The organism is Halobacillus sp. KGW1 (genome assembly GCF_001592845.1).
GTDB lineage: Bacteria > Bacillota > Bacilli > Bacillales > Halobacillaceae > Halobacillus.
This window is the reverse complement of the sequence record NZ_LSOC01000002.1, coordinates 313,969-327,263: the sequence shown is the minus strand read 5'-3', so window position 1 is coordinate 327,263 and position 13,295 is coordinate 313,969. Positions and strand designations below refer to the sequence as shown.

13 protein-coding genes are annotated in these 13,295 nt (G+C 46.4%); 3 read left to right on the top strand and 10 right to left on the bottom strand.

Annotated features, from left to right (window positions below):
• Positions 1-333: 333 nt before the first annotated feature.
• Entirely contained in the window at positions 334-993 is a 660-nt protein-coding gene (locus AXG56_RS02320; RefSeq protein ID WP_062513050.1) for a hypothetical protein, read from the top strand.
• Between the two features lie 110 nt (positions 994-1,103).
• Complete coding sequence (locus AXG56_RS02315; protein ID WP_008638084.1) at positions 1,104-1,601, top strand: hypothetical protein; 498 nt, start codon at positions 1,104-1,106, stop codon at positions 1,599-1,601.
• A gap of 496 nt (positions 1,602-2,097) precedes the next feature.
• On the opposite strand, the gene AXG56_RS02310 is transcribed toward AXG56_RS02315, so the two are convergent.
• The 4 genes from AXG56_RS02310 to AXG56_RS02295 all read right to left on the bottom strand — a co-directional run bounded on the left by AXG56_RS02310 (position 2,098) and on the right by AXG56_RS02295 (position 7,524).
• Entirely contained in the window at positions 2,098-3,642 is a 1,545-nt protein-coding gene (locus tag AXG56_RS02310) for a BCCT family transporter (protein WP_008638082.1), read from the bottom strand.
• 139 nt (positions 3,643-3,781) lie between these two features.
• Positions 3,782-5,227, bottom strand: a complete 1,446-nt coding sequence (locus AXG56_RS02305) for an FAD-binding oxidoreductase (protein WP_062513049.1) — start codon at positions 5,225-5,227, stop codon at positions 3,782-3,784.
• Positions 5,228-5,278: 51 nt separating this feature from the next.
• Positions 5,279-6,721, bottom strand: coding sequence for an FGGY-family carbohydrate kinase (locus AXG56_RS02300; RefSeq protein ID WP_062513047.1), 1,443 nt, complete (start codon positions 6,719-6,721; stop codon positions 5,279-5,281).
• 26 nt (positions 6,722-6,747) lie between these two features.
• Positions 6,748-7,524: an SDR family oxidoreductase gene (locus tag AXG56_RS02295; protein ID WP_008638076.1), complete on the bottom strand. Its 777-nt coding sequence runs from the start codon at positions 7,522-7,524 to the stop codon at positions 6,748-6,750.
• A gap of 237 nt (positions 7,525-7,761) precedes the next feature.
• Here AXG56_RS02295 and AXG56_RS02290 point away from each other — a divergent pair, with 237 nt between their 5' ends.
• A complete protein-coding gene (locus tag AXG56_RS02290) occupies positions 7,762-8,328 on the top strand; it encodes a glycerol-3-phosphate responsive antiterminator (RefSeq protein ID WP_008638075.1) in 567 nt (188 codons plus the stop codon).
• Positions 8,329-8,517: 189 nt separating this feature from the next.
• Here the strand turns inward: AXG56_RS02290 and AXG56_RS02285 are convergent, their stop codons facing one another.
• The 6 genes from AXG56_RS02285 to AXG56_RS02265 all read right to left on the bottom strand — a co-directional run bounded on the left by AXG56_RS02285 (position 8,518) and on the right by AXG56_RS02265 (position 13,171).
• Positions 8,518-9,168 carry an MOSC domain-containing protein gene (locus AXG56_RS02285; protein ID WP_062513045.1) on the bottom strand — a complete coding sequence of 217 codons (651 nt, stop codon included), beginning with the start codon at positions 9,166-9,168 and terminating at the stop codon, positions 8,518-8,520.
• Positions 9,169-9,188: 20 nt separating this feature from the next.
• Positions 9,189-9,410, bottom strand: a complete 222-nt coding sequence (locus tag AXG56_RS19265; protein ID WP_153017401.1) for a hypothetical protein — start codon at positions 9,408-9,410, stop codon at positions 9,189-9,191.
• A gap of 60 nt (positions 9,411-9,470) precedes the next feature.
• Complete coding sequence (locus AXG56_RS02280; protein WP_062513042.1) at positions 9,471-9,935, bottom strand: GNAT family N-acetyltransferase; 465 nt, start codon at positions 9,933-9,935, stop codon at positions 9,471-9,473.
• Between the two features lie 13 nt (positions 9,936-9,948).
• Positions 9,949-10,131, bottom strand: a complete 183-nt coding sequence (locus AXG56_RS02275; RefSeq protein ID WP_026578452.1) for a hypothetical protein — start codon at positions 10,129-10,131, stop codon at positions 9,949-9,951.
• A 168-nt stretch (positions 10,132-10,299) separates the two neighbouring features.
• Complete coding sequence (locus AXG56_RS02270) at positions 10,300-11,085, bottom strand: ion transporter (protein WP_062513040.1); 786 nt, start codon at positions 11,083-11,085, stop codon at positions 10,300-10,302.
• Between the two features lie 154 nt (positions 11,086-11,239).
• A complete protein-coding gene (locus AXG56_RS02265) occupies positions 11,240-13,171 on the bottom strand; it encodes a fructose-bisphosphatase class III (protein WP_062513038.1) in 1,932 nt (643 codons plus the stop codon).
• Between the last annotated feature and the right edge of the window lie 124 nt (positions 13,172-13,295).

The following is a 13,295-nucleotide window of genomic DNA, read 5'->3' as shown; positions in this document are numbered from 1 at the left end:
AATGCTAATAAAACTACTACTAAAGTAAACTTTATTAATCATAAATATTCTCTTTGTATAAGAATTACTTTTTATCTCTAGCTAAATTTGTTTGTTTCAGCCTTAAAATCGTATCCAGTATATCCGTTATCATAAAAATTACCAAAAGCAGTAGAATAGTCTCTTATTTTCCTGCAACTTGCCCCCCAAGTTGCAATAGATCCTCAAGCATAAATAACAGGTAACTTTTCCCTCGTTCCATTTGACTCCTTATTAAATTAAATCGTAATGTTATGTTTATTTTATTACAAAAAGGTTACATACAATATATACCAAATGAGGGGTGATTATATTTTGAAGAAAATGTTTTTGTTACCCGTATTTTTCATTGTTTTATTTTTTGCATTGATTAGCTTTGGAACTTCAGCATCTGCATCGATTAGTACAACAGATAATTCTGATGAATATACTGAAAACTTAATGGGACTTAATGTAGTAATTCCGTATAAGAAGTCTGAGGTGAGTATGGAGAAAGTTGAGGAGCCTTTAAAGGAAAAGTTATTCATCTATGATAAGGAGACTAATGAATTATTAAAAACCTTCACTGTTAAAGAAGAAATACCTCTATCTACACAAGAGGTTAGTGCCCAAGATACATTTTTAACTGTCAGCGAATCACGAATAGATAATGATTTAGAAAGTACTTTGAGCGCACGCCTTGTAATAGAAGGATCAGGTTCCTTTAGACAAATTAATGAAGTAAGAGATACTTTCTGGCAAACATCTAGTGGAAATCACCAGCTAGTCAATAGAACATCTGATGCTATATCAACAACTGGTTCTTTTCCTACAACTGAAATCGAGGTAACGGGAGCTGCAACAATTGAAGTAGAAACTACTTATGAAGCATCCGCAGGGTTTGAAGCAGCTGGATTTAGTGTATCTGGTGGAACAGGCGGCTCATATTTTGCTAGAAAAGATATTGCCGAAGGCTTTACTGAAAGAACATACTAAAGAATCAGGTTATAAAGTCGGTAGGAAATTCCTACTCTTATATATATTAGGAATGCACCTTTAACATTTGTTAAAATGTATAATAATCATATTTGTTTGGGGTGGATATTTTGTTTGTAAAACAAAAATCATCTTATTTGAAGGTTTTCTCGCTCCTTGTATTGACTACATTAATCGTAGGTTGTTCAGAAGCAAATTCCGGGGAAAGTTATAACCTTGAACAACAGATAGAAGAAAAACAAGAACACTTTGAAGAAATTATTGCAGAACAAGATGAAGAGTTTGGAAAACTAGTTTTTTATATTTTAGAAGATAGCGAAAACAACCAGGGAGTTGGCTTATCAATTTTCCAGGAAAGTAACGATGGAAATTGGGAGTATTCTAAAGGAACAGCACACTTGGCGTCTACAGGAGAAGTATATTCTTCCGACTATATCGAAATCGATGACTCAACAAAATTAGTTTATGGGTATATTAATGAAAAAGATTTTAATGATTTGAGTTTAGATAAGCTAGATGAAGTAAATGATGAGGAAATTGAATTAAATAGTTCTACTATAACCTATTCATTAGTAGACATTGATCAAGATATTAAGTTCACAAATTAAAACAAATAAAAAACCGCCAAAAGTGAGAGCTTTTTGTTCTATAGTTTTAAACCACGTGAATTAGCAACCTCAACACCTTATCTAAATGTCTATGTATATATTTAACAATTCATTTTCAACACAATGGATAAAGAGTACCTTTTTAAAAATACTTCGAAATTTTGTCTTCTAGACAACTGCGTTCTTGAATAAAAGAAATAGCTGAAGATTAACTATACAATTTTCAGCTATTGCCCCCGTTTACGTACGATATGAATCCGAGGTAACCGTAACGCTTATATCACCCAAGCACCCAATATAACGAACGAAGTACCAATGACTAATACAAAACTCTTTGCTAGCCTATACAGGGTTTTTTGAACAATTTAAAAAGACTTTCCCATTAGATATAGACGCTTGAACCAAGGACACTTGTTCTAATTGTTCAAATATCAACAACAAACTTTAACTAAGCCTTTTTATTAAAAAAAAGCCGGCAATCTGCCGGCTTTTCCCTTTATTGTCTATCTGAAGAATGACGATCAAATTTCTTCGGATTTTTCATAATGACCATTAACGAAATCAAGCTCAATACACCGAGGAAGAGAGCCGGAAACCCACCCAGATAAGAAAGCGTCCGAATCCCGTCCAACCCAAGGGTGGAAATGAAAATCAGCGCAACAGCACCTACAATCACACCCCACGTCACTTTGATGAAGACAGGAGCTTCCTGGGACCCCTCGGTTATCCCGGTGGAACTGATGCTTGCCATCGCATTCGTCGTCGAATCTGTTGCCGTGACAAATGAAATCATGACAGCAAGCAGGTAGATGATAATCAGAACACTTGCAAACGGCAGCTCACTTAAAACAGCGTAACCGGCTGCTCCTGTTCCCTGTTCAGCAATCACTTCCGCCAGATCAACCTTCCCCGTCATTTGGAAATTAAGAGCGGTTCCACCCAGCACCGTCATCCATAGGACACTGAAAAAGCCGGGGATGACGAAGTTCATCATTATGACTTCTTTGACCGTATATCCGTAGGCGATCCTGGCCAGGAAAACCGCTGTTACAGGAGCCCAGGCCATCCAGTTCGACCAATAGAAGGTCGTCCAGCCGCTTGCCCAATCGTCGTTCGCTGTTTCTCCGGTGAACAGTGCTTTATCAAAGAAGTTCGACAGGAACCCTCCAAAGCTTTCCGTTCCCATACTGAACATGAAGACGGTCGGACCGAGAATGATAAGCGCAGCTATGATGATGTAGTACAAGTAGATATTAAAGTCAGCCAGCACCCGGATTCCCTTCATCAGACCCGTACTGGAGGAGACGATGAAGGCAATGGTGCCGATGATGGTGATGACGACCCAGAGCGATTTATCATTATCAATGCCGAACAGCGAGTTGATTCCTCCGCCCATATTCATTACGGACGTACCGAAGGAGGAAGCAATGGCCGCGGCTACTGCAAAAAGGATCACCGCATCGACGACCGTGTTGATTTTATCTTGATTGTAATTCCTGAGAGCCGGCGAAATTTGCGAGCCTACACTAAAGGAGCGCTTCATGTTGTAATAAGCGAAGGCAAACACGATGGTAGGGATGGAATAGAACGCATACGGGATGAATGTCCAGTGCAGATAGAGCGTTTCCATTGCAAAAATGGCCGCCTCCGCAGACATCGGCTCAATCCCAAGCGATTGTGGAGGAGAGGTGAAGTGAGAAATCGGCTCTGCTGTTCCCCAAAACAAAATTCCGGCAGCGATCGTCGTTGTCAACGTGATGGCAAACCATGTTTTCTTTCTAAGTAAAGGCTTCGCCTCTGCTCCCCCGATCTTCACGTTTCCAAGTGGAGAGAAGTACGCGAAGATAATCAGGATAACACAAGCGACGCCTGCAAGACTGTACACCCAGCCGAGCTCCTGCGTCATGAAGTTTTTGGCGACGGTCGTAACGTGTAAAAACCAATCATAGCTGACAAAGTTTAATATAATCGTAAGTAAGAGTAATACAAAGGCCGGCAAAAATACCAGCGGACGAATCCGCACCCTTTTTTTGCTACTCATATTTTTCCTCCTTGTTTTCAACAGGTTTTCTATGTTTCAGCAGACTTCCCTCTGCCGTTTCGTCATTATAAAAATGCAGACACCGCCGGACCGGTTCTTATTCCGGTCCGGCAGTCGACTACATTTAGAGAAGAAGCATTTACTTATCTTCTTTCGGGAAGATTGTCCCTTTATTCATGATGCCTTTCGGGTCAAATGCCTGCTTGAGCGTTTCCAAAATATAATAGGAAGAACCATATTCCTCTTTGATCCATGGGGTTCTGTGCTTTCCGACACCATGGTGGTGGACCATGGAACCGCCCGCCTTGATCGTTTCTTCTACAATGATCTTGTTGATCGGATAATGATATTTGGAGATTTCTTCTTCCGGCTTAATGTCAACAAGGTCGTAATAATAAACGAAATACATATTCGTACCGTTCATGTAACTGTGCGAGGAGTGACCGCCGAGCATAGTAATGTGAGGAATCTCTTCCCGCACGCGTTTGATGCACCGCTCATAAATATCATGAATGACGCCCCATGTCCCTGAGACTTCTGTCGTAAATCCGATATTGTTCGTCTCTTTGATTTCTTTTCTCTCTTCCTGCACTTTTGCCGGGTCCCAATTCAGGTTCTCGAACCAGTTCTGAATCAAACGGCTTTCCACTTGTTCCGCCGGCCCGTGCTCGCTGACGATTTCTTCAATAGCTGCTCCCGTCACTTCCGCCAAAGCCTTCGGACCTTCCGCCATGAAGATAAGGACACATTTACCTTTCGAGAAATCAAAATGATCCGCTCCATCTTCCGGATCGTACAGCCGGGCCACAGACGGACGGTATCCCTGCACCATCACTTCCCGTAGAATTTCAAATCCTTTCTTCATATCATCCAATAAGTACCCGAAGTAGCGGTTGTTATCCGGCTGATACTTGAAGACCTTCACGGTCACTTCCGTAATGTAGCAAAGGGCTCCTTCGTTGCCGATGATGACATGACGAATATCAGGTCCTGCCGCGCGACGCGGGATGTTTCTGATTTTTGTCACTTCGCCATTCGGAAATACCGCTTCCAGACCGATCACCATGTCTTCAATGCCACCGTACAAAGTGGAAAGCTGGCCGATACTACGCGTCGCTACCAGTCCGCCCATTTGAGCGAGCGGCTTCGACTGCGGAGAGTGGCCCGTCGTCAACCCTTGTTCCCTAAGCTTATCCTCCAACACTTCTAATGGAACGCCGCATTTGACGGTCGCCAGCATATCGTACGGATCGATGCTTACAATCTCATCCATTCCTGATCCATCGATGACGATGGAATTCTCCACAGCCGTCTCCAGACCACCTTCCGTAGCAGAACCGCCGGTACGAGGTACAGCGTTAATACCGTTGTCGTTCATATAACGAAGGAGATCGGATACTTCCTGCTCATCCTTCACTTTGACGACAGCAGCAGGAAGCGGCTGCGTGTAGATCCCGTGAATCGTTTCATATTTACGGAAACGGTCCACACTGTTTTCTTTCAACACTTCTTCTTCTGTAATGACCCTGTCTTCTGCAATAAATGCCTGGATGTCCTTTACAATCTGTTCTCTTGTCAATGCCATAGTTAAAACTCCTCATCTTAAATTGATAGATTTATAGAAAACGGCAGCTTCTTACCGGTTGAAAAAGGCATGCGCCTGCTTCAAAACCGGGTCTGTATGTGCCGTTATTTGCTGGTACACTTCTTCATTAAACCGCGTATAAAAATCGTGCGTGTCCATGTTCGGCGAAAAACTGTCTTTGACCTTCACCATCTCCGTTATCGCCTGGTCGTAGTTCTCGTAGATCCCCAGCGCAACGGATGTATTAATCGCTGACCCGAGGCTTGCGGAACCGTTGATCACATTCCTGTCTGCCGGTACACCGAACACGTCGGCAAAAATCTGCATCATCAAGTCCCCGTTGGAGCCCCCGCCCGTAAGGATGATACGTTCCAGCCGTTCTCCCATCTCCGCGTACATAGCATCCATGTGGGCTTTCATCGTAAGGGCGATCCCTTCAAGAATCGACCGGTACATATGGGCACCTGTATGACGGACGTCGAAGCCGATCATCATGCCTTTCTTATACGGCTGCCCCGCAGGAGCCAGCCAGTCGAGAACGGTAAGGAGTCCGTCACTTCCCGGCGGAACACGGGAATCCGCTTCCGCGTTTAAGTAATCCTCCGGTGAAACCCCCGTCGCTTCCGCTTTTTTCACGAGGTCTTCACCAAGCAGCTCTTTGAACCAGCTGACGGTCCACATTCCCCGCCGGATTCCTCCGCTTTCGTAGAGATACTCCTGCGGTACAGCAGAAAAGTTCGTCCAGTAATTCTCTGCTTCCTTCACATTCTGCCTACCGCCGTGCACCATCCCCGCTATGTACGTTCCCAGGGAAATCAGTGCCGTCTCTTGTGTGCGGATGCCCGCACCAAGCGCTTCCACCGCTTTATCATTGGCGGTTGCAACAACCGGAAGCCCCTTCGGAATGCCGGTAGCCAAAGACGCCTCCTCCGTGATATGGCCGAGGATGGTTCCAGGAGGGTAGAGGTCAAAGAGCATGTCTTTCGACAGGTTGTATTGCTCATACAAGGAATCCTCTTCACTCCACCCCCACGTATCTGTATCTATCGGCCACTGGCCCTGGTAATTCCCTGCAGAATCCTTTTTCTCTCCAGTCAGCCGATGCGTGAGATAACCAGAGGATGTCGTGACGTAGGAAACTTCCGAATCTTCCTGTTCATATGGTTTGGAGACCCTCTCATCCATCCAGCTTTGGGCGGGGGAAGCAAGGCATCCGTCTGCTTTCAACAGACAGCGGACGAAGCGGATCGTGCACAACCCGACTCCGACGATAGCTTCCCTGTCACCGGAGAACTGATCCATCGCCTTTTTCGATGCAGCAGCAAGGGAGTCCCAAAGATCATCTCCCGGATGCTCCACCTGCCCGGGTTCGGGAGTATCCACCGGCTTAAGCGGCTGTACTCCCCGGCTGACCGGGTTTCCTTTCAAGTCGTAGATCACCACCTTCGTACTCTGTGATCCTCCGTCGACTCCAATTATGTAGCGTTCCGTCATTTCGCCCCCAGCTCCTTTCTCCCTAATCAGCGGACAAGGTATCCTCCGTCCACTGCCATGATGTGTCCATTGACGTAGTCGGCAGCCCGGCTTGCCAGAAAGACGGTCGCTCCCATCAAATCAGCCGGTTCGCCCCAGCGGCTGGCAGGTGTGTGATCCAACACTTTCTGGTTGGCTGCCGGGTCATTGCGTGTGTTTTCCGTTATATCTGTGGCATAGTAACCGGGAGCGATCCCGTTCACTTGGATATTGTACTGAGCCAGTTCATCGCAATACGCCTTAGTAAGTCCGGCAATACCGTGCTTACTCGCCGTGTAGGCAGGAGAACCCTGTCCTCCGTGGTAGGAAAACACCGAACAGATGTTGATGATCTTCCCTTGACGCTTCGGAATCATCACTTTCGCAGCCTCGTGACTCATTTCGAACGCTGCCGTTAAATTCACCTGCATCAACGGATCCCATTTGTCCCGTCCGAACTCGTTAAATTCTGCTACGGTATTCATCCCGGCACTGTTGACGACGATATCAAGCGCGCCCATCGTTTCCAGACAGCGGTCGACGATCCTTTTAGCGGCACCGTCTTCCGTCAAGTTCACTTCCATGAACTCCATCTTGGCTCCGGTCTGTTCAATAAGTTGCCTCGTCGTTCCATCGTCTTCTGTAAGACTCGGAATAAAAAGGTCCGCCCCTGCTTTCGCCAGGGCAAGAGAAAATGCACGACCCAAGCCTGTATTTCCACCGGTGACGATGGCTGTCTTTCCCTTCAAGGAAAAGAAATCCATCGAAAAATCGGTCATGTCCATATCTTCCACTCCTTCCTGAGCAGTTTTCGAGCAAAAAAAAGAGAGAAAAGCATACTTCCCCCAAGGAGGAAGTTACTTTTCTCTCGGCTCTAGTAACTCTAACTGTCTATAAGTATAGGCATAGTTACACAGACTGTCAAATTCGGACATGATTCCTTTCCCAAGGAGCCCTCCCCTTTTACTTAAACTAGTATTTGTATATAATAAAAAGAGAAATATGTGGATAAGGAGACTATTATGAGAGATCATGTCGAAGAAGCGCTGGAAGAAAATCCAGTCATCGCAGCTGTAAAAGATGACAAAGGATTAGAAGAAGCGATCCAGACGGATTGTACAATTATATTCATCCTGAATAGTGACATCATCAATGTAGGTGAGATTGTAGAGAAAGTGAAAACCCACGGGAAGCTTGCTTTCGTGCACATCGACCTGCTGGAAGGTACATCGAATAAAGAAGTTTCCCTGCAGTTCCTAAAAGAAAACACCCAGGCAGACGGGATCATATCAACGAAAGCACAAATGGTCCGCGCCGCCAAAAATTACGGTTTTTATACGGTTCACCGATTCTTTCTTGTCGATTCCATTTCCTTTAAAAGCATCGATAAGCAGATTGCAAACTCCTCCCCCCACTTCATAGAAATCCTCCCCGGCATGATGCCTAAAGCAATCGGCTGGGTTAAAGACAAAGTACATATCCCCATTATCGCCAGTGGCCTTGTATGCGAGAAAGAAGATGTCGTAGAAGCGATCAAAGCAGGCGCCGTCGCCATATCATCGACAAATAATGAAGTCTGGTATATGTAAGAACAAAGAAGAGAGCTGTTCGCAAACAGCTCTCTTCTTTATTCTCAGCGGGGAGAATTCCAATCATTTCTCGGGAAATACTACAGCCGCTAAAATGCACTTCTTCTATCGCAGCCAATGGTTCGTGCAGGCCGGGATTCCGATTTTCCACCTTCATAAAAAATCTCTCTCCACAACCCTTCCCCTCCATCAGGCCATGCTTTCCGCCTTCTTTAACTGCTTACGGAGCGGGGCTTTCGTACTCTCCGCCAACGCTTCGGATGCGAGGACTCTCTTCAGCTTCTCTTTATTATAACGGTCGTGAAATTTCACTTCGTTCACTTCCGCAATCGAAACGTCCCCTTTTTCCATCAAAAGTAAGACGTCCTCACCGGAAACATACCCCTCTTTCAGCACACGGAAGAGAAAGCCTGTAAAACCGGTATCCCTCATGCGGAGCACCATATCAGGCACCGCATACTTTGCCGCCAGCTTATAACAAGGATTTCTCGGTTCGGATATTTGGATGACCGCTTCCCCGAATGCATAGACGTCTCCGACATGTCCCTTCTCTTCGGTCAATCCGACACAAGTCAAGTTTTCTCCGAACAGCGCTGTCTCTGGAGGATCCTTGACGATATCCTTCCAATAAGGATAGTAATCATAAGGATAAAGGCAGAGCGCTTTGTCTTCTCCACCATGATCTTTATACGCCTGTTCATCCCCGGCCAAACCGACCTTTGTCAGGTAGACCGGAGCTTCCGATGCCGTTTTCCTGATGGCGGATTCAAACGTTTTTCCGCCATAGGTCAACGTTTCCACCTTCCCGTAATTCAACGCCTGCAGGACATATCTTACCATTATGAACTCCACTTCCTTCCCTACAAATAAACAGCGATGACAAGGACCAGTGCAACGAAAAGTACAAATCCTGATCCAGCCACAGCCGACTTCCTCCGCCCTTCTGCCATAGCCCTAAACACCCGGACACCCGTTAAAAGCAGCAGGATGGCTGCAAGCACAAAACCTTCTCCCGGCATTTCCGGTCGAGTGAATATCAAAAACATGCAGCAAACGCCAACGATCCGTACGACCGCTTCCATAATCGAAAACCATTCGATGAACGGCTTTCCGGTTTTCCATTCGAACTCCCTCTCCTTTCTCTAGGAGTCTCGTGGCAGCTTCTTCTCCATGGAAATATTCGTTTCTATGTACCCTAACTTCTCATATAAGCGCCGGGCGATTTTGTTATGTCCGAACACGTGCAACCCGATCGTTGCCAGCCCGAGCTTCTCTGCTTCTGTTTCCAACGCACGCATCGCCCGCTCTCCGTGACCGAACCCGCGTTTACTCTCGTCCACTTTAATGTCGTAGATGAACCCTTTCTCAGGTGTCTGCCTGTAAAGCCAGATTACTCCGACCGCTTCCCCGTCCTCCTGCATGGTGAACAGGTAATGATCCACCGTATTCACGCCGTCCGGAAGCAGCTGACGGAATTGCTCCTCCGACTTCTCCAGCGCTTCTTCTTCCTTCCAATTCCCCGCACGCACCTTTTCCTCTGCATATTCCCGTACAGACAGCTCTCGGTATTGGTGAAACTCTTCGTTCCTCATTGGAGATAACAGCATTAGAAATCCTCCTTCATGATTCTATCCCATCCACGTCAGCTGATCTCTTATCCAACTGTTTCGCAAATGTATAGGTAAGCAAAAGCGCGAGCAGAGCGATCCCCGCACACAGATACAGCGGGATATCCCAACGGACGTACGCCATCACAGCCGCCCACAAAATGACGATCAAATCGATGCCGAAAAATGCTTTCAAGTGCCTCAGCGTAAGCCACCCCTTTCTCCTCTAAACCTTCTACTCAACTATACGACAAAAACAGCCTCTCGTTTCAATAAATTTCCTGAATCTCTTCTACACCCTTACACAAGAACTCCTGTTACGTGCGGCATACAAAAAAAGCCGAGGGGGAAATCCCTCAGCCTTTCAATGTTTTCCATTTTCTCTCATCATCTGCTTCAATTCCTGCAGATCCTGCTTGATCCGTTCCATATCCCTGCTTTCCTCTTCGGCATGCTCAGACAGCTGCTGGGCATTATTGACGATTTCCCCGACGATAAGGTTGAGGATGATGAAAGCGGAAATGATAATGAACGAAACAAAATACAGCCAGGACCATGTTACTTCTGCAAAGATCGGCCGGAAGACGCCGCTTGCCCAGCTCTCCAGTGTGAACACTTGGAAAAGCGTCAGCGTGCTTAACCCGACATCTCCGAAGTATTCCGGTGCAAGTTCGCCGAAGAAGCTCGTTCCGATGATGGCATAGACGTAAAAGATGATTCCCATTAAGAGCGTCACCGATCCGATCGCCGGAATGGCCATGAACAGTGCGGTCGTCAGCCTGCGTAACGATGGAACGACAGAAATCGTCCGCAGTACCCGGAGAACCCGGAGAATCCGCAGGACAGCGATGAAGTGGCTGTTGTATAGAACAAGCGTGCCGAATACGATGACAAAGTCGAAGATGTTCCACCCATCTCGGAAGAAACGCAGACGGTAGACCACTATTTTCATCAGGATTTCAATGGTGAAGATCGCCAGGATGACGATATCGAGAAGAATTAAGATATTCTCATAGGATGCGTAAATCCGCTCGTCTGTCGCCAGACCGAGCAGGACGGCATTGAAAAGGATGACCGCCAGAATGAAGTTTGTGAACGTTTTGCTTTCTACGATTCGCTGTAACTGAATAATGTACTCCCCGCTTTCCACCTGATTGTGTTATGTATAAAAACCCTTACCCAGGCGTCATGTTTTTTACAATCGTCTTCTTTATATAAGAATTCTCCTCGATAGTCAATGGATATTTCCGCAACTTTTCCAAACACAAAAAAAGCCTCCGGCAAGTATTCGCCGGAGGGTCTGTTTAATTCATATAACGTTCCTGCATGAGACGGTTTAAAATATGAAGCTCCTGAAGCAGCTCTTCCCCGACATTGGTCTCGAGTACCTTCTTCCGTTCGAGCTCCTTGTCGACGAGTCGCTTGACGGAAAGCACGTCCGTCCCGTTGCTCAGCACTTCTTCTTTTGAATTGAAGTGCTTGTGGGCGACGAGCTGCATGCCGTAGGAATTGTACAACAGCGTATACCCGGCAATTCCGGTCGTGGACTGGTAGGCTTTCGAGAAGCCGCCGTCGATGACGACCATTCTGCCGTTCGCTTTGATCGGATCCTCGCCTTCGATTTCCTTGATCGGCGTATGGCCGTTGATAATATGACCGTGCTCCGGATCCAAATCGAACTCCTCAAGGATCGTATGGCAGGTCTCTTCGTATTCACGAAGCGTATAGTACGGGTTCTTCACTTCTTTATGTGTCGCTTTATCTTTAATGAAATACCGCTCAAACGTCGTCATCGCCCGCTTCCCGAAGAGCGACGAATATTCGCCTGTCCATAGATACCAGACCATGTCTGTTGCGAGATCGTCGGTTTCCTCCGGATGTGCGAAGGAATGACGCAGATAATACTCGAATTTATCGAGAAGCTCGCGGCCGCCGTACGTCTGATCTTCTATCGTCATTTTCTCCAGGTTGCCGTCTTCATCCAGCGGAATGCATCCGTGAATCAGAAGGTTTCCGTTATATTTCAAATACAGGTTCCCCTTCTTCATGAGGAATTTCATGTGTCGGGCCAATTTCTCCGAATGCTGGACGGAGAACAACAGCTTGTCGATCACTTCCTGCTCCTCTTCAAGGAGGCGGGCAGGATCTTCAGGGTCGACCGTTGAAAAACAAGTATTCTCCAGTGGATAGGCTTGGCCGTTGATGGTCAGCTCTTTGTTCTCCAAATCCATCTGTTCAAGAAGAAGCCTGTTCGACATGTTGAAATATGGACGGCGCTTGATGATCGGACTCTCCAGCTTGAACTGGATCATGGCGATCGCCTGGTGGATCTTCGTGATTTGTGCGATCTCATCATCCGAAAGCTTGGAATCGGTCTGCACTTTCGGACGGAACGCAGCATTTTCGTCATAGTATTTATCCGCCAGGTTCTGCAGCGGCCGCAGGTTGATTCCGTAAACGTCTTCGATGATATCGAGGTTGTTATAGCGAGCACAGATACGGATGATGTTGGCAAGGCAGACTTTGGAACCGGCGAAGGCACCGATCCATAAGACGTCATGGTTTCCCCACTGGATATCGACCGAGTGGTAGTTGATGAGCGTCTCCATGATTTTATCCGGTTCCGGCCCACGATCGTAAATGTCCCCAACGACGTGCAGGTGGTCCACGACGAGCTGCTGGGTCGTATAGGCAAGCCCGATGATCAGCTTGTCCGCCTGACCGAGCGAAATGACCTGCTGGACGATTTTATTATAGTAATCTTCTTTATTGTAGTAGTCTTCCGTTTTGTACAGCAGTTCTTCGACGATGTAGTCGAACTGCTGCGGAAGAGCTTTGCGGAGTTTCTTCCGTGTGTATTTGGAAGAGGCATAGGAAATCAGTTTCAGCATCCGGTCGATGATGAGCGCATACCATTGATTGAGCTCTTCCTTGTTACCAAAGCCGTTCTTGATGATCTTGATTTTTTCTTCCGGATAGTAGACCAGGGCAGCGAACTCGTTGATCTCTTCTTCTGTAAGATCGTCGGCAAACAAGTCCATGATCTTCTCCCGCACACGTCCGGAGCCGTTCCGAAGCACGTGCTGGAAGGACTGGTATTCCCCGTGCAGATCGCTGACGAAGTGCTCGGTCCCTTTCGGCAGATTGAGGATCGCTTTCAAGTTGATGATCTCTGTCACTACTTTCTCTTCACAATCGTATTTCTGAGCAAGTAAATCCAAATATTTCGCGTTCAAGACTATGTATCCCCTTTCTGAATCTATCCCTATCTATCTAATCCCTTACTTCCAGGATTACTTAGTGTTTAACCAACTGGAATCCATTTAAATCATAACATATTTTTGAAGCCGCAGAGGCCGG